The sequence below is a fragment of the Nonomuraea sp. N2-4H genome (genome assembly GCF_045291505.1).
GTDB classification, from domain to species: Bacteria; Actinomycetota; Actinomycetes; order Streptosporangiales; family Streptosporangiaceae; genus Nonomuraea; species Nonomuraea fastidiosa.
Genome location: NZ_CP147987.1, coordinates 6,253,043 through 6,270,477 on the forward strand (window position 1 = coordinate 6,253,043; position 17,435 = coordinate 6,270,477).

Below are 17,435 nucleotides of genomic sequence, written 5' to 3' on the forward strand. Positions count from 1 at the left end.
CACAAATCCGGTCCCGTCCAGGGCAGTGGGGTTCGCAGGGATGACGACCCCACGCGGCGCGGTCACCAATCAACAACGCCGGGGTAACCGGTGACTTCGTCCTGCCCACATCTCTTCCTGTGAGCGACATCATGATCAACGCATCCCCAACGCCGGAGCCGGTCTCCGAGGACTTCATCTCGGAGGATCCGCTCTGGTACAAGCGGGCGGTGTTTTACGAGGTTCTCGTCCGGGGGTTCAAGGACTCCAACGGCGACGGGACCGGTGACCTTCGCGGTCTCATCGAGAAGCTTGACTACCTCAAGTGGCTCGGTGTCGACTGCCTGTGGTTGCTGCCGTTGTACGAGTCGCCGCTGCGCGACGGCGGTTATGACATCTCGGACTACATGAAGATCCTTCCGGACTTCGGGGACCTGGGGGACTTCGTACAGCTGGTCGAGGCCGCCCACAGCCGCGGCCTGCGGATCATCACGGACCTCGTGATGAATCACACCAGCGACCGGCATCCCTGGTTCCAGGCATCCCGGCATGACCCCGAAGGGCCGTACGGCGACTTCTACGTGTGGGCCGACCACCCCGGCGGCTACCCTGACGCGCCGATCATCTTCGTCGGCGCCGAGGAGTCCAACTGGACGTACGACCCGGTGCGTAAGCAGTACTACTGGCACCGTTTCTTCCACCACCAGCCGGACCTGAACTATGACAACCCGGCGGTGCAGGAGGCCATGCTCGAGGTCTTGCGGTTCTGGCTGGACCTGGGCATCGACGGGTTCCGCCTGGACGCGGTGCCGTACCTGTTCGAGCGTGAGGGCACGGCCTGCGCCGGGCTGCCGGAGACGCACGCGTACCTGAAGAAGATCCGGGCCGAGGTCGACCGCCTCTACCCCGACCGCGTGCTGCTGGCCGAGGCCAACGGCTGGCCTGAGGACGTTGTGGAGTACTTCGGCGACCCGACGACGGGCGGCGACGAGTGCCACATGGCGTTCCACTTCCCGTTGATGCCGCGTATCTACATGGCGGTGAAGAAGGAGACCCGCGAGCCGATCTCCGAGATCATGTCCCGCACCCCCAAGCTGCCCGAGAACGGCCAGTGGGGCATCTTCCTGCGCAACCACGACGAGCTGACGCTCGAGACGGTGACCGAGGAAGAGCGCGACTACATGCACAAGGAGTACGCCAAGGACCCGCGCATGCGGGCCTACCTCGGCATCCGGCGGCGTCTCGCCCCGTTGCTCGACAACGACCGGGACCGGATCGAGCTGTTCACGGCGCTGCTGCTGTCGCTGCCCGGCTCGCCGATCATCTACTACGGCGACGAGATCGGCATGGGCGACAACATCTGGCTGGAGGACCGCGACTCGGTCCGCACGCCGATGCAGTGGAGCCCCGACCGCAACGCCGGCTTCTCCACGGCCGACCCTGGCCGCCTCTACCTGCCCGCGGTCATGGACCCGATCTACGGGTACCAGGCGGTCAACGTGGAGGCCCAGCAGCGGCACGAGGGGTCGCTGCTGCACTTCACCCGCAGGATGCTGGCCATCAGGCGGCAGCACCCGGTGTTCGGCGTGGGGGCGTATACGGAGATGTGGTCGTCCAACCCGTGCGTGCTGACGTACGTGCGCGAGGACGGCGACGACGTGATGCTGTGCGTCAACAACCTGTCGAAGTTCCCGCAGCCGGTGGAGCTGGACCTGCGCCGCTTCGAGGGCTGGATCCCGGTCGAGGCGCGCGGCGGCGTGCAGTTCCCGCGCATCGGGGAGCTGCCCTACCTGCTCACGCTGCCGGGGCACGGCTTCTACTGGTTCGCGCTCAAGAAGGACGAGCAGACGGCGCAGTCAGGGCAGTCCGCGTCTGAGGCGCGTGAGGGCGAGCTGGAGACGGTCAGCGGGAAGTGACCGGCACCTGGGCACGGGCCGCGCGGCGCGCAGGGATCAGCGCGACCGCAAGGGCCGTGCCCACGGCCACCAGTACGGTGACCGCCAGCGTCAGCGGCGACGGCGCGCGGCCGATGCCCGCGCCGACGCCGCTGTTGTGGCCCTGAAGGTCGATCAGACCGGTGACGACGCTGACCCCCGCCGCCGCGCCCACGCCCACGCCGAGCACGACCAGCAGGCCCGTGCCGGTCACGAGCGTGGCCATGACCTGGCGCGGGGTCAGCCCCATGGCCTTGAGCACGGCCAGGTCGAAGGCGTGGTCGCGCAGGCCGAGCGCGCTGGCGGTGAGGAGGTTGGCCAGGCCGATGAGGGCCAGCACGGCGATCATCGCCACGATCACCACGCGGATGATCGACAGCCGGTCCGCCGGGTTGACGGCCACCTGCACGTCGAGGCTCTCCCCCGACTCCGCGAGCAGCCTCCCCCGCACCTCGCCGGGGTCGGCGCCGGGCTTGAGCGCCAGCGCGTAGTACTCGGGCGGCACGGAGTCCTTGGCCGCCAGGCTGTCGATGCCGACGGAGAGCACCTCGCCGTCCTGTTCGGGCTCGACGGTCCTGCCGACGATCCTGACGATCAGCGGGGTGCCGCCCACCGTGAGCCGCACCCGGTCGCCGATCTTGACCCCCAGCAGGTCGAGCAGGCCCTGACCGGCCACGGCCTCGCCCTGGCGGTCGTACATGCGGCCCTCGACCACCGGGAACGGGTAGGGGTCGGTGGAGCTGCCGATCGCCCGCACCCTGACCGAGCGGGCCTCTCCGGGGGCGAGCGCGTTGACGTCGGTGCCCGCGTAGACGGCGCTGACGTCGCGGTCCTGCTGCGCCAGCCGCTCGGCCGCGGCGGGCTCCATCTTCCCGGGGCGTACGTAGAGCGCGGCGTGCTGGCCCACCTGCTCGGGGTGCGCGAGGAAGTTGTCCAGCGTGGCCCACACGCCCAGCCCGATGGTGATCATCATCATCGGCACGGCGAGCCCGAACGCCGTCAGGAACGCGGGCACCCTGCGGGTGAAGGCGTCACGGGTGCCGAGCACGAGGGCGGGCGGGAGGCGTACGAGGAGGGCCAGGCGGGCCAGCCTGGACAGGTGGCCCTGGGGCGGTGCCGCGGGCGCGGCGGGGATCGGCGGCGTACGGCCGCCCCGCCAGGCGGGCACGCCGACGGCGGCCAGCACGAGCAGGGCCGTGCCCGCCACGATGGCCAGCACGGGGACGGGCGCGACGGAGGTGGGGCCGAGCAGGGCGACCATCAGCGCCCAGCCCGCCACCGTGCCGACGGCCACGCCGAGCAGGCCGAGCGCGCCGTGCTCGACCAGGAGCAGCAGCGCGATCTGGCCCCTGGTGAAGCCCATGGACTTGAGCGTGGCGAGGTCGCGGAGCTGCCCGAGCACCCGGCCGCCGGCGGCGTTGGCCAGCGCGAGCGCGGCGGCCACGATGCCCACCACGCCGAAGAGCGCGAGCAGCGTGCCCAGCAGGCGGTTGTCCAGCTCCATGGCGGCGCGTACCTCGCGCCAGGTGTAGACGCGCTGGAGGCGGTCCTCCAGCATGACCACGACGCGCTGGGAGACCACCTGGGAGGCTTCAGGGTCGTCCAGGCGCAGCCCGGTCACCCATTCGCTGCGGCCCAGCATGGGCTCGATGCGGTCCAGCATGAGCGGCAGCACGTACGCCAGGCCCGGCGTCCACTCGGGGTAGAAGCCCTGCTCGGCGGAGTCGGCGATGCCGCGTACGTACAGGGTGTGCCGCTCGCCGCTGAGCGCGATGATCGTGAACGGGGCGCCGATGCGCAACCCCAGCGACTCGGCGAAGGAGCGCTCGACCACCACCCCGTCGGGCTGGGACGGATCGAGCCACCTGCCCTCGGAGACCACGGGATGCGCGACGGCGGGCGGGGTGGCCGGCATGGCGCGCAGCGCGGCCGGCTCCTTCTTGCCGTTCTGCGCCACGGTGACGGGGGCCGACCGGTAGGGGCCCGCGATCTGGGTGACGCCGTCGATGCCGCCCAGGGCGACCTGGGGGCTGTCCTTGGTGTAGAGCCACACGTGCGCGCCGTCGGTCTGGGCGAACAGGCTGCGCCACGGGTTCGTGCCCTCTTCGAGCAGGGTCGCCGCGGTGATCAGCGCGGCGACGATGCCGGCCACGACCAGCACGGTCAGCGCGGCCTGGCCCTTCCTCGCCCGTAGATCGGCCCTGATCCACCGGCTTCCGGCCAGTGACGCGCTCATCGGAGGTCGATCACCTCGCCCGCGGTGCGGGTACGGCGGCGGGCGATGCGGCCGTCGTCGACGATCTCGCCGTCGAACAGCGACACCACCCGGTCGGCGAGGCTCGCCACGCGGGCGTCGTGGGTGACCATGACGATGGTCTGTCCCTCCTTGTGGACCTTGCTGAGCAGGTTGAGCACGTCACGGGTGTTGCGGCTGTCGAGGTTGCCCGTGGGCTCGTCGGCCAGCAGCAGGCTGGGCTGGTTGGCCAGCGCTCTGGCGAGGGCCACCCGCTGCTGCTCGCCGCCGGAGAGCTGGGCGGGCGCGGCGTCGGCCTTGTCGCTGAGGTTGAGCGCGGTCAGCAGGGTCTCGCGGCGCTCGCGCGCGACCTTGGGCGAGGCCCCGGCCAGCAGCGCGGGCAGCTCGACGTTGTCGCCGACGGTCATGTTGGCGACCAGGTTGAAGAACTGGAAGACGAAGCCGATCTTCTTGCGGCGCAGCAGCGCCCAGGCGCTCTCCGACAGCGTGTCGACGCGCTTGCCGTCGAGCCAGATCTCCCCGCTCGTACGCGCGTCGAGCCCGCCCAGCATGTGGACGAGCGTGGACTTCCCCGAGCCCGACGGCCCCATGATGGCGACGAACTCGCCCGGCTCGACCTGGAGGTCCACCCCGCGCACCGCGGGAACCGGCACCGCGCCATCCTGGTAGATTTTGACCAGATTGACCGTTTTCACAACCGAGCTCATGCCAGATCCTCCTGGCACCTCTCGAGCCAGTCAAGATCCGCCTGCAGATGCAGCATGGCTCCTTCGATGAGCAGCATCGCCACGCGGTCCGTCGGCGAGGTGGCGGCCAGGAGGTCGTTGAGATCGCTCATGAGTGACAGATAGTGGCGGCGCTGGCGGTTGATCAGGACCATCCGGTCGGCGATGCCGGTGAGGGGGGCGAGCACGAGCTTCATGAAGAACTCGTCGCGCACCCGGGGACCCTCGGTCGGCTCGTCGACCCAGGCCTCCAGCACCTCCCGGCCCTTGGCGGTCAGATAGTAGACCTTTTTGTTGGGCCGGTTGGACTGCTCGACGTCGACCGACCGGACCAGGCCGTCCTTCTCCAGCCTGCCGAGGGTGACGTAGATCTGGCCGATGTTGGGGGAGGGATAGGCACTGCCGAAGGTCTGCTCCAGTGCCTGTTTGAGCTCGTAGCCGTGAGCCGGCTCTTTGGCCAGGAGCGCTAGCAGGTGAAGCCGCACCGCCACCTCCCCGCGTCCTGTTACGTAGGCGTTACGAAGCAATCCGTTGACCTACAGATTACAGGTGTGCATAACATGAATCCATCTACCTAACACGTATGTAAAACACTCTGAACACGGAGGAAACAGGGTGCTTCGTCCGCTGCCGCTGCTCCTGGCCGTGCTCCTGGCGGCCGGCTGCGCGGCGACGGGCGATGCGGGCGGCGGCGAAAAGGGAACGAGCGGAACAGGCCCGATCACCTTCGCCACCGGACGCGACACCACGGCGTACCTGCAACCCCTGCTGGATCGCTGGAACCAGGCCCACCCGGCCGAGAAGGTGACGCTGCTGGAGCTGCCCGAAGCCGCCGACGAGCAACGCGCTCAGATGGCGGCGAACCTCCAGGCCCAGAGCAGCCGGTACGACGTGCTCGGGCTTGACGTCTTCTGGACCGCCGAATTCGCGGAGAACGGCTGGATCATCCCCCTGGAGCGCGGGTTGTTCCCGCTCGACAGGTTCCTGCCGCCCGTCGTGGAGACGGCGATCTATAAGGACAAGCTGTGGGCCGTCCCGTTCACCAGTAACGCGGGGCTGCTCTATTACCGGAAGGACCTGGTCAAGAAGCCGCCCAGGACATGGGCCGAGCTACGCGACCAGGCCCGCCAAATCACGAAAAAGCACAACATAGGAGGCTATGCCGGGCAGTTCCTGGCCTACGAGGGGCTCACGGTCAACTTCTCCGAAGCCGTCCAGTCGGCCGGCGGCGAGATCGTCAACCGCGACGGCACCGAGGTGACCCTCGATCCGGCCAAGGGCGCGACCGCGATCGAGTTCCTGCTCCAGGGCCTGCGCGAGGGATGGATCCCCCGGGAGTCGCTGAGCTACAAGGAAGAGGAGTCCCGCCTGGCGTTCCAGGAGGGACGGCTGGCCTTCGCCCGCAACTGGCCGCACGCGTACGGACCGGCCAGGGCCAAGCTGGGCGACAAGCTGGGCGTGACCCGGCTGCCCGGGCTGAACGGCCCCGGCTCCAGCACGCTGGGCGGCGCGAACCTGGCGGTCAGCGCCTTCTCCAAGCACCAGCAGACCGCGCAGGAGTTCATCCGCTACTTCACGAGCCTGGAGAACGAGCGCCGGGTCCTCACCGAGGGCTCGTTCCCGCCCGTGTGGGCCGAGCTCTACGACGACCCCGCGCTGATCAAGCGCTTCCCCTACCTGCCCGTGCTCAAAGAGAGCATTCTCGCCGCCCGGCCACGGCCGGTGAGCGCCAACTACAACCAGCTGAGCCTCGTGATCGCCAGTTCGGTCGCCGAAGCGCTCAGCAATCCCTCCCCCGGGGCCGCAGACGACGTGGCGGCCTCCATGAAATCCGAACTCGAAGAGATCATCAGAACCCAGTGAGGCAGCCATGCGAAAAGGCAGAGCAGCAGCGATCCTGGCCGGGCTCGCGGTAGCCGTCGCCGCCTGCGGCAACGCGCCGACCACCACGGAGCCCACGGCGTCGGAGTCGGCCTCCGCGTCCGACGGCGGCGCCAAGCCGCTCCAGGGCGTGAAGCTCGAAGTCGCCGCCAAGTGGACCGGGGCGGAGCAGAAGAACTTCGAGCAGGTGCTCAAGGCCTTCTCCGACAAGACCGGCGCCGAGGTCACCTACGCCTCCACCGGTGAGGACACCGGCGCCTACCTCGGCCCGCGCATCCAGGGCGGCAGCCCGCCCGACGTGGCCATCCTGCCGCAGCCGGGCCTGGTCCAGCAGTACGCCGAGCAGGGCGCGCTCAAGCCGCTCACCGACGACGTCATCAAGGAGATCGACGCCAACTACACGCCGTACTGGAAGGAGCTCGGCTCCGTCGACGGCAAGGTGTACGGCGTGCTGGTCAAGGCCGCGCACAAGTCGCTGGTCTGGTACCGCTCGCAGGCGTTCGAGGACGCCGGCGTGCAGCCGCCCACCAACTGGGACGAGATGGTCAAGGCCGCGCAGACGCTGGCCGACTCCGGCACCCCGCCGTTCTCGTTCTGCGGCGCCTCCGGCTGGACGCTCACCGACCTCTTCGAGAACGTCTACCTGTCCACCGCCGGCCGGAGAACTACGACAAGCTCTCCAAGCACGAGATCCCGTGGACCGACGACTCCGTCAAGACCGCCCTGGAGAAGATCCAGCAGATCGTCTCCAAGAGCGAGTTCCTGGTCGACGGCACCTCCGGCACCATGCAGACCGACTTCCCCACCTGCGTCAGCAAGGTGTACGGCACCGACAAGGCCGCCATGGTCATCGAGGCCGACTTCGTGGCCGTCGAGGCCGACCAGTCGGGCGCCAAGGTCGGCGAGGAGGCGAAGTACTTCCCGTTCCCCAAGGCCGGTGACACCACCCCGGTCGTGCTCGGCGGCGACGTCGCCGTGGCGATGAAGGACAGCCCCGGCGCGATGGCGCTGGTGCAGTTCCTCGCCTCCAAGGAGGGCGGCGAGGTCTGGGCCAAGCTCCCCGGCTACCTGTCGCCCAACAAGAACGTCTCCCCCGACAACTACCCCGACCCGCTGACCAAGCAGCTCGGCCAGACCATCGTCTCCGCCGGTGACGCGGTCCGCTACGACATGTCCGACCTCGCCCCCAGCGCGTTCGGTGGCACGGACGGCAAGGGCGAGTGGAAGGTCCTGCAGGACTTCCTGCGCAACCCCAGCGATGTCAAGGGCACCCAGGAGGCGCTCGAAGCCGAGGCCAAGAAGGCCTGGAAGTAAAGAGGTAAGGCCGTGACCGAACGGTTGGACGGCCGGCAGGACTCGCCCGTGGCCACCGCGGGCGAGCCTCCCACCGGACCGGCTGAAACCCCCCGCACGAGACAACGCCTCGGCCCCTCCCCGGCGGTCGCCATCGCCTTCCTCCTCCCAGCGGCGCTGCTGCTGGGCATCTGGGTGGTCTATCCGATCGTCTACTCCATCTTCCGGAGCCTCTTCGACGCCGCGGGCACCGGATTCGTGGGCCTGGGCAACTACGCCACGATCTTCACCGATTCGGGCATGCTCACCACGATCCGCAACAACCTCATCTGGGTCGTCGTCGCACCGATCATCGTCACCACGCTGGGACTGATCTTCGCGGTGCTGACCGAGCGGATCAAGTGGGCCACCGCGTTCAAGCTGATTGTGTTCATGCCCATGGCCGTCTCCCTGATGGCCGCGGGCGTCATCTTCCGCCTCGTCTACGAGGAGAACCCCGACAAGGGCCTGGCCAACGCCATCCTCACCACCGTCCACGACACGTTCTCCTCCTCGCAGGGCTACCCCGAGGCCCGTCCGCGCGAGGGCGACCAGTCGCCCGTCGCCGCCGACAACGGCGCGGTCGTCACCAAGCAGCCCGTCCAGACCGGGCAGCCGGTGCTGATCCCGATCGTCGGCGTCAAGCCGGACGTGCTGCCCGCCGACGCCGAGCCCGCCAAGGCCGCCACGGCCGGACCGGGATTGTCCGGAACGGTGTGGTTCGACTTCACGCCGGGCGGCGGCGGCCAGACCAACGTCGTGGACGGCACCGAGAAGGGCCTGCCCGGCATGACCGTCGAGGCCGTGCAGAACGGCGAGGTCAAGGCCACCGCCACGACCGCCGCCGACGGCACCTTCCGCTTCGAGGGCCTGGCCGACGGCGCCTACACCGTACGGCTGCCGAAGGACAACTTCGAGGCCGCCTACAACGGCCTGACCTGGCTCGGCCCGACGCTCATCACCCCGGCGATCATCGGCGCGTTCGTCTGGGTCTGGCCGGCTTCGCCATGGTGCTCATCGCCGCCGGCCTCGCGGGCATCCCGCGTGACGCGCTGGAGGCCGCCCGCATCGACGGCGCCACGGAGTGGCAGGTGTTCCGCAAGATCACCGTGCCGCTGCTGTCGCCGGTCCTGCTCGTCGTCTTCGTGACGATGATCATCAATACCCTGAAGGTGTTCGACCTGGTGTTCATCATCGCCCCGTCCTCGGTGCAGCCGCAGGCGAACGTGGTCGCGCTCGAGATGTGGCGCGTGTCGTTCGGCGGCGGTAACAACCAGGGGCTGGGCAGCGCACTGGCCGTCTTCCTGCTCATCCTGGTCCTTCCCTTCATGATCATGAACATCCGACGGTTCCGGAGGGGAGAGTCATGACCACCGCGACCGCCACCGCATCCTCCGGCGCGCCGTCGGGGGTGGCCTCGGGCGCGCCGCAGCGGGGCACGCTGGGCAAGATCGTCGATCGCGTGGGCGGCGGAGTCGTCCAGGTCGTCATGATCCTGCTCGGCCTGTTCTGGCTGGTGCCGACCCTCGGCCTGCTCGTCGTCTCGCTGCGTACGACGCAGGTCAACAACGCCGAAGGCTGGTGGACGATCTTCACCAAGCCGGCCGAGCTGACCCTGCAGAACTACGCCAACCTGCTCGGCAGCGGGTTCACCGCCTCGTTCTGGAACACCGTCCTCATCACGGTGCCCAGCACGATCCTGGTGATCGGCATCGCGGCCATGGCGGCGTACGCCTTCGCCTGGGTCGACTTCCCCGGCCGCGACCTCGCCTTCCTCGTCGTGGTCGGCCTGCTCATCGTGCCGATCCAGATCGCGCTGATCCCCATCGCGTCCTTCTACGGCGCCACCGGGATCTTCGGCTCGATCCCCGGCGTGGTGCTGTTCCACGTCGCGTTCGGCCTGCCGTTCGCGATCTTCCTGCTGCGGAACTTCTTCGTCGGCATCCCCGCCTCGCTGCTGGAGGCCGCCCGCATGGACGGCGCCTCCGAGTGGAAGATCTTCCGCTCGGTCGTCTTCCCGCTGGGCAAGCCCGCCATCGCCTCGCTGGGCATCTTCCAGTTCCTGTGGGTGTGGAATGACATGCTCATCGCGCTGGTCTTCGCCAACACCGGCAACCAGCCGATGACCAAGTATCTGCAGTCTCAGATGCGGCAGTTCGGATCGAACGTCGACATCCTGTCGTCGGGCGCGTTCATGTCGCTGATCATTCCGCTGATCTTGTTCTTCGCGTTCCAGCGGTACTTCGTCCAGGGCATGATGGCCGGCTCCGTGAAGTGACGGGCCACGCCGGCTGACGGAGGCGCCCGCCCACCCGCTCGGGGTGGGCGGGCGCTCGCACGTTTCGAGGGCTGTGGGCGCGCGACTTGGGCGCGCTCGACGCGTGGACGCGTCTTAGGCACGTTCGGCAAGTGGGCGTTCGTGCGCCTCGGGCGCGTGGGCGCCTCTTGGCGCGTTCGGCGCGTCTTGGCGCGTTCGGCGCGTCTTGGTGCGTCTTGGCGCGTTCGCATACGGACGCTCGCTCGTCTCGGGACGTCGGCACGTCACCGGCACCCACCGCTGGGACGTCAGTACGTCACCGGCACCCGCCGCCCGCGCCCCTCGCAGGACCTCCTCCACCCTCGTCTTCGCCCCCAGCACGGGATGTGCCGCCTGCGAGGATGGGCCGGCGCCCAGGACGGTGCAGGGCTCCCTTGTGATCATTCTGGTACGGCCAGGGCAGACGTTTCGGCGGCAAGCCGTACCAGACCTGACTAAGCTCAACCTTCATGGCCGGTCGTCCACTGCACGAAGTCGTCGAAGCCGGATGGGCCCGCGCGCTGGAGCCCGTCGCAGATCGGATCGCCCAGATGGGCGACTTCCTCCGCAAGGAGCTCGCCGAAGGCAGGCAGTACCTGCCCGCCGGCGCGAACGTCCTGCGCGCCTTCAACCAGCCCTTCGATGACGTCAAGGTGCTGATCGTGGGGCAGGACCCCTACCCCACGCCAGGACACCCCGTCGGGCTGTCGTTCTCCGTCGCCCCCGACGTCAGGCCGCTGCCGGGCAGCCTGGTCAACATCTTCAAGGAGATGGAGAGCGACCTCGGCCTGCCCCGCCCCTCCAACGGCGACCTCACCCCGTGGGCCGAGCAGGGTGTGCTGCTGCTCAACAGGGTGCTCACCGTCATGCCGGGCAAGCCCGCCTCCCACCGCGGCAAGGGCTGGGAAGAGGTCACCGAGCAGGCCATCCGCGCCCTCGTCGCCCGGGGCAAGCCCCTGGTCGCCATCCTGTGGGGCCGCGACGCCCGCAACCTGGCCCCCATGCTCGGCGACGTCCCGCGCATCGAGTCCGCCCACCCCTCCCCGCTCTCCGCACGCAGCGGCTTCTTCGGCTCGCGGCCCTTCAGCCGTGCCAATGAGCTCCTCATCCAGCAAGGCGCCGCGCCTGTCGAGTGGAAGCTGCCCTAGCATCGTCGCCATGAGTGATGAAGAACCGAAGTTCCTGCGCCTCACGGTCGAGCTGACCGTCGAAGTGCTCGACATGGACGCGCTTCAGGCGGCGGCGCTGCGTGAGATCAGGCACCCCGACGCCGACCTGACCGAGGAGGAGCGCACGGAGCAGGCCGAACTGGTCGCATCCGACGACAGCGGCGCCTCCGCCCTGCAGTGGCTGATCGAACCCGATCACGTGCTGCAGCTCGTCGACCACATCGACGAGATCGAACCTCGCGAAGCCGTCCTCGGCGTCGAGCCGTCCGAGGGGCCGAGCGAGGAAGAGGACGAGGAAGAGCACGACCACGCGTGACCGTACGGCGGCGGCCACGGCGTTTTCCGAGCGTCGTGGCTCTTCGCTCGATCACCCTCCCCCCACTCCCCCCTTCCCGACTCGAACGCCCCCGGCATAGGCAAGACGGCCGGCTGAGGACAGGTGTCGGCTTCACCCGTCTGACCTTGGTGCGCTTCTCCAGCCGAGCTCAAGATTCACGGGAGCGCCGGCCACGGCCCGCGGTCCACACAAGCACGACCCAGGCGAGCACAGCCCGTCCAGCACCACCCACGCGAGCACGACCCGCACCAGCGCGATCCACGCGAGCACGACCGCACTAACGCCATCCACGCGAAAACAGCCCACAGGAGCACGGCCCAGGCCCGCGGCGACCCACCCGAGACGGCCTACAGGAGCGCAATTCGAGGGAGCGTGGTCTGCGAAGGAGGCGTTAGCAAGGGGAGTGCGGAGGAGGCGGTATCGGAAGACGGGTTGGCGGAAAGAGGGTCTGCGGCGACGCAACGGCCTTCCCACGTCGCCCACAGGAACGCCTCAGCCCATAGAAGCACCTCACCCCACAGAGGCACCTCGGCCCACAGAGGCACCTCGGCCCGCAAGAAGGACTCGGCCCCAGGAAGGGCATGGGCGCTCGCTGGTTAGGATCTGCTTCTGAGATCGCCGAGAGGAAGCTCCCATGATCGTCGCATTCTCCATCACCCCGCTGGGCGTCGGCGAGGGAGTCGCCGAGCACGTCGCCCGCGCCGTCAAGGTCGTCCGCGACAGCGGGCTGCCCAACCGTACGGACGCGATGTTCACCACCATCGAAGGCGAGTGGGACGAGGTCATGGACGTCGTCAAGCGCGCCGTGGACGCGGTGGCCGAGGTGGCGCCGCGGGTCAGCCTCGTACTGAAGGCCGACATCAGGGAAGGCGTCACGGACGGCATGACGTCCAAGCTCGAATCCCTCGAACGCCACCTCTCCTGATCTCCGGCCTCGCACTCAGCCCTGCTCGGTACGGCCATCGCCGCCTTCCTCGGCCGGCTGGCCCCTGAGCACCGGGACTGCGCTGACCTGCACCGCCGCCATCTAAGGGCTCGCCATCCTCGCGCCGGCCTCCGCGCCGAACGCATACGTGGCCGGGGCTCGCGCCCGCCGTCTGCCCCCTCAGCCCACCTCAACCGCCCAGCGTTCCCTCCGAGCGCTCGGACCGGCCGTTCAGCCCGACGCTCGGACCGACCGCTCGGACCGGCCGTTCAGCCCGACGCTCGGACCGACCGTTCAGCCCGACCGCTCGGCCCGACCGCTCGGCCCGACCGCTCGGACTGGTCGTTCAACCCGACCGCTCGGACCGGTCGTAGCCTGAGCGCTCAGACCGGACCACCGACCTGATCGCAAGGCCGACGGCGCAGGACAAGCAGGGTCGCACACACGCCGTTGAGCAGACCCGCTCTATGGTGGCGATCGTGGCGTCCCGATCATGATGGCGCGCCGTCACGCCAGAGCCGGCTGGCCATGCCCTCGCGTCACGGTGGGCCGGCCGCACCGACACACCGCGATCGGCCGACCCCACCATCGCGTCACCGTCGGCTGACCTCACCATCACGCCACGATCGGCCGGCCGCACCGCCATGCCGTCGTCGGCTGACCCCGCCACCACACCCCCGTGGACTAAACGCACCGACACCACACCGCGGTGGACTAATCGCACCGCCACGCCGCAGTCGGCTGACCGCACCGCCACGCCCCAGTCGGCTGACCGCACCGCCGCGCCGCCGCAGTCGGCTGACCGCGTCGTCGTGCCGCGGGCGTCGAAGGAGGAGGCGGCCAAGGTCCCTTGTACGAAGACCGGAACGTCGAGCCTGCCGGCGTGAGGTTCGACCGGACGCTGCCGTTCCGCAATCGGATGGCGTTCTTCACCGCCGTCGCCTCCCGTTGTACCGCCCGGACGCGCTGCGGTGACTCGCGCCGCCGGGCACCCCTCCGCGACCGCTGCGACCGACCTTCGAGATGGAAGCCGTCGATGGGTCAACTGCTGCGAACCGGGCACCCCGCGGCCTCCGAGGCGGAACCGTCGGTGAGCCCCTGACGCGAACAGGGCAGCCGCGACTTTCGAGGTGAAGCCGCCGGTGGGCTCCCGTCTCGAACAGGAGGGCCGACCGCCACCTCCTCCGCTCGGCTCGGGAACGCTGTGCGCCGCTCGCTCCGCCCAGGGACTGGCTAGAACGCCAGGGCCGTACGGCACGTACGACACCGAGCAGTCCCCAAAGATCGCAGAGACCGAAGTCGAGATATATCTTGACTGTCGCAATGCACGCGACATATCGTGACTCACGTAAACGCGATAGTACGCGACTCGGAGGTAGCGGGCAATGGAGCAAGAGCGAGTGCCGGTCCTGGTGGTCGGCGGCGGGTACGCGGGCTTGAGCGCGGCGACGCTCCTGGCCTGGCGCGAGATCCCCGTCATGCTGGTCGAGCGGCACGCGAGCACGTCCGTGCAGCCCAAGGCGTTCGGGGTGGGGCCGCAGGCGCTCGAACTCCTGCGCATCGTACCGGGCATCGAGGAGGAGCTGAACGCCGTCTGGGCGGGCATCGGGGACGACATGCGCATCGCGATCGCCTCGAGCCTGGCCGACCCGCAGCCCCACATGATCATCCACGAGGATGAGGATCTCGCCTTCCTGTCCGACCTCAGCCCCGCCCCCAGGGTGGGCGCGCCGCAGGCGGAGGTCGAGCGGATCCTGCGCAGGAAGGCCGAAGACCTCGGCGCCGACCTGCGCTTCTCCACCGAGCTGATCTCCCTCGAGCAGGACGGCACCGGCGTGACCGCGCGGATCAGGGACAAGGACGGCGACCGCCTCGTACGGGCCGACTACGTGGTGGCCGCCGACGGCTCCCGCAGCCCGCTCCGCAAAGCGCTGAACGTCCCGACCTCCGGCAAGGGCCCGCTGAGCCGGCTGTGCTCGATCATGTTCGACGCCGACCTGTCCGGCCTGGTCAGGGACCGCGAGGTCACCCTCTGGTACCTGCAGAACGACGTCTTCACCGGCGTGATCGTCACCGGCACCGGGACCGGGTGCCACGTGCTCGGCGTCAACCTCAAGGAGGGCGAGACCGAGGCCGACTTCACCGACGAACGCTGCGTCGAGCTGGTACGCCTGGCCACCGGGCGGCCGGACCTCGACGTACGCGTCCTCGACCGGCCCGTGTTCAGCATCTCCCACGTGCTGGCCGACACCTATCGCGTCGGGCGGGTGTTCTTCGCCGGCGACGCCGCCCACACCATGCCGCCCACCGGCGGGCAGGGCGGCAGCACCGCCCTCGAGGACGGCTGCGACCTGGCCTGGCGGCTCTGGCTCGTGCTCACCGGGCAGGCGGGACCGGACTTCCTGGACACCTACGACGCCGAGCGCCGTCCCATCGGCGAGCTGATGGCCGACGCGCAGCTCGCCAACCTCGGCGTCCGCATGCCGCCCGAGGCCCGCGTCGGCTACCCCGAGCCCTTGAAGGACCCGGTCGGCGTGCTCCTCGGCCGCCGCTACCACTCCACGGCCATCATCGACGAGCCCGGCGACGACGGCTCGCTTCTTGAGGACCCGCGCGTCCCGACCGGGCGGCCCGGCAGCCGCGCCCCGCACGTCGTGCTCGACTGGGCCGGCCAGCGGATCTCCACCATCGACCTGTTCGGCTCCGGGTTCGTCCTGCTGGCCGCCAAGCCCGGCGGTCAGGCGTGGATGGACGCTGGGCGGCTGGTCAAGGAGCGGCTCGGGATCCGCCTCACCCGGCTGCTCGTGGGTGACGAGCTGATCGACGTGGAAGGGCGCTTCACCGAGCGGTACGGCGTGACCGAGAGCGGGGCCGTCCTCGTCCGGCCGGACGGGTACGTGGCCTGGCGCTCCCCCGAGGCCGGCCCCGACCCGATGGGCACTCTGGAACGCGTCCTCCGCCGCATCCTCAGCCGCTGAGTCCGGACTCGCCCGGCCTCTGATCGAGGAGACTCTGCGGGGTCCTGCGCGGGCGGGTGCCGACCGGCAGGTTCGGGCCCTCACCAAGGGGGTCATGCGGCCATGGCGGCGTCGAAGTCGCCAGGATCCAGCCTGCTCAGGTCGCATGCGATCTCTGCGGCGTGCTCGCCTGGACCAGTTGTTCTGCGCGCAGCTCGGGTAGCGGGGGTGAGCGAGGTGACGGTGGCCGAGTCGGCAGGATCCTCCTCCGCAGGAACGGTGGTGCGGGCATCGGAAGCGAGCACTGTCACGGGGGCCGAGGTGAAAGAGCCCTCGGCAGCAACGGCGCTGTGGCTTTCGGGTGTGACGGAGGGGGCCGAGGCCGGAGCGCCGGAATCTCCCGTGGCAGCAGCCGTACCGGTGGCGGGCGTGAGCGAGGCGACGGTTGCCGTTGCGGCGGCAGGGGCCGGGGTGCCTGAGGTCTCTGCGGTCGCGGCTGTGCGGGGGTCGGGGGCGGGGGTGGTGATGGTGGCCTGAGAGCGAGCCACGGGGGCGTGGCGGCCAGCTTGGGTGGCGCAGAGCCAGGAGTTGAGTGAGCCGCTGAAGCCCGAGGGCGGGCCGACCTTGAGGCAGGTGATCCGGCCGGCGCCGGGGGCCGGGCCGATCTTGAGGCGGCGGATGCTGCCAGTGCGGCCCAGCTCGCCCGCGTCGGCGTCGTACGGCGTGAGCTGAACGCCGAAGGGCAGGCCGCCGTCCGGCAGGTCAGAGGGGTGGATGCGGAGAAAGTCGTCGATCTTGCGGGCGGCGGCTCCCGGGTGGGCGTTGAGGTAGGACAGGTGGTCGGTCACCAGGCGGCTGGCGACCGTGCGCAGGAGGTTGGTCGCGCAGAGGCTGTGGGCGCAGGAGGCGCCGTCGAGCGTGATCTCGGGGAGGGCGAAGCGGCGCAGGCCCCTCGACGTGACCCGCAGGCAGTCGCAGGCGCCCGGGTCGGCGGGGTCCCAGGGCGGGCAGGTGGCGGCGTCGTGGACCTGGACGTCCCAGGACAGCCAGTCGTCGGTGAGGCGGAAGTGGGTGGGCTCGCCCGAGCAGCGGCCGCAGGTGAGGATGGTCGTAGCGGTCAGCGGGTCGATCAGGATGCCGTCGCACTCCTTGGCCAGGGCTCTGGCCGCCGCTCTCGCCACCTGCGCGGCGGTGGGCAGCCGGTGCGGTGGTGCCGTCGAGGTGACCACGAGGTGCTGCTTGGTACGGCGCAGGCGGCGTCTGTCGTCATCGGTGAGGCCGGTGCCCGCCGGTCTCCACGGCGTGGGGTGGTGGGTCACCGTGAGCATGCCGGTGGACGCGGCGGTGATCGCCGCACGCCGGTAGGGGGCGCCTATTCGCCACGGGATGAAGGACGTGGGATCGAACGGCAGGTGCTCCATGGCGACGACGAAGCGGCAGGTCGTCGTCGCAGGCAGAGGGAGAGTGATCTTCATTGGTCGTGCCTTCGCGGAAACGTGGGTGAACGGGCTGCGACGATCCGGCCAAGGGAGCCGAGCTCCGGATCAGGAGGCACCCAGGATCGGCGAAGGCGGGTGGGGCCCGAGGATCCGAACCCCATTCTGTGGACAGGTACTTGCGGGGCGGCGCGGTCTGTGGACAGTCCT

Annotated in this window: 11 protein-coding genes and 2 pseudogenes; 9 read left to right on the top strand and 4 right to left on the bottom strand. The window is 69.6% G+C overall.

What is annotated here, in order from left to right; translation table 11 throughout:
- Positions 1-131 precede the first annotated feature (131 nt).
- On the top strand, positions 132-1,895 hold the full coding sequence (gene treS / locus WBK31_RS28630; RefSeq protein ID WP_378790190.1) for a maltose alpha-D-glucosyltransferase: 1,764 nt from the start codon (positions 132-134) through the stop codon (positions 1,893-1,895).
- On the opposite strand, the gene WBK31_RS28635 is transcribed toward treS, so the two are convergent.
- The 3 genes from WBK31_RS28635 to WBK31_RS28645 are packed head-to-tail and all read right to left on the bottom strand — an operon-like array spanning position 1,882 to position 5,377.
- Positions 1,882-4,149: an FtsX-like permease family protein gene (locus tag WBK31_RS28635; protein WP_406673448.1), complete on the bottom strand. Its 2,268-nt coding sequence runs from the start codon at positions 4,147-4,149 to the stop codon at positions 1,882-1,884. The two genes, treS and WBK31_RS28635, sit on opposite strands and share 14 nt — an antisense overlap.
- A complete protein-coding gene (locus tag WBK31_RS28640; RefSeq protein WP_364060892.1) occupies positions 4,146-4,874 on the bottom strand; it encodes an ABC transporter ATP-binding protein in 729 nt (242 codons plus the stop codon). Before WBK31_RS28640 ends, WBK31_RS28635 begins: the two co-directional genes overlap by 4 nt.
- A complete protein-coding gene (locus tag WBK31_RS28645; RefSeq protein ID WP_364060889.1) occupies positions 4,871-5,377 on the bottom strand; it encodes a PadR family transcriptional regulator in 507 nt (168 codons plus the stop codon). The genes WBK31_RS28640 and WBK31_RS28645 overlap by 4 nt, the downstream gene beginning before the upstream one ends.
- A gap of 130 nt (positions 5,378-5,507) precedes the next feature.
- Here WBK31_RS28645 and WBK31_RS28650 point away from each other — a divergent pair, with 130 nt between their 5' ends.
- The 8 genes and pseudogenes from WBK31_RS28650 to WBK31_RS28685 all read left to right on the top strand — a co-directional run bounded on the left by WBK31_RS28650 (position 5,508) and on the right by WBK31_RS28685 (position 15,810).
- Entirely contained in the window at positions 5,508-6,755 is a 1,248-nt protein-coding gene (locus WBK31_RS28650; RefSeq protein WP_364060886.1) for an ABC transporter substrate-binding protein, read from the top strand.
- Positions 6,756-6,762: 7 nt separating this feature from the next.
- Positions 6,763-8,087, top strand: a pseudogene (locus tag WBK31_RS28655) (ABC transporter substrate-binding protein).
- Between the two features lie 12 nt (positions 8,088-8,099).
- Positions 8,100-9,475 (top strand): annotated as a pseudogene (locus WBK31_RS28660) (carbohydrate ABC transporter permease).
- Entirely contained in the window at positions 9,472-10,383 is a 912-nt protein-coding gene (locus WBK31_RS28665; protein ID WP_364060882.1) for a carbohydrate ABC transporter permease, read from the top strand. Before WBK31_RS28660 ends, WBK31_RS28665 begins: the two are co-directional and overlap by 4 nt.
- Positions 10,384-10,871: 488 nt before the next feature.
- Positions 10,872-11,549: a uracil-DNA glycosylase gene (locus WBK31_RS28670; RefSeq protein ID WP_364060879.1), complete on the top strand. Its 678-nt coding sequence runs from the start codon at positions 10,872-10,874 to the stop codon at positions 11,547-11,549.
- Between the two features lie 10 nt (positions 11,550-11,559).
- On the top strand, positions 11,560-11,886 hold the full coding sequence (locus WBK31_RS28675) for a hypothetical protein (protein WP_364060876.1): 327 nt from the start codon (positions 11,560-11,562) through the stop codon (positions 11,884-11,886).
- A gap of 655 nt (positions 11,887-12,541) precedes the next feature.
- Positions 12,542-12,832, top strand: a complete 291-nt coding sequence (locus WBK31_RS28680; RefSeq protein ID WP_364060873.1) for an MTH1187 family thiamine-binding protein — start codon at positions 12,542-12,544, stop codon at positions 12,830-12,832.
- Between the two features lie 1,385 nt (positions 12,833-14,217).
- Positions 14,218-15,810, top strand: coding sequence for an FAD-dependent monooxygenase (locus WBK31_RS28685; RefSeq protein ID WP_406673449.1), 1,593 nt, complete (start codon positions 14,218-14,220; stop codon positions 15,808-15,810).
- Positions 15,811-15,902: 92 nt separating this feature from the next.
- Here WBK31_RS28685 and WBK31_RS28690 read toward each other — a convergent pair whose 3' ends face one another.
- Positions 15,903-17,264, bottom strand: coding sequence for a hypothetical protein (locus WBK31_RS28690; RefSeq protein ID WP_406673450.1), 1,362 nt, complete (start codon positions 17,262-17,264; stop codon positions 15,903-15,905).
- Positions 17,265-17,435: the final 171 nt, after the last annotated feature.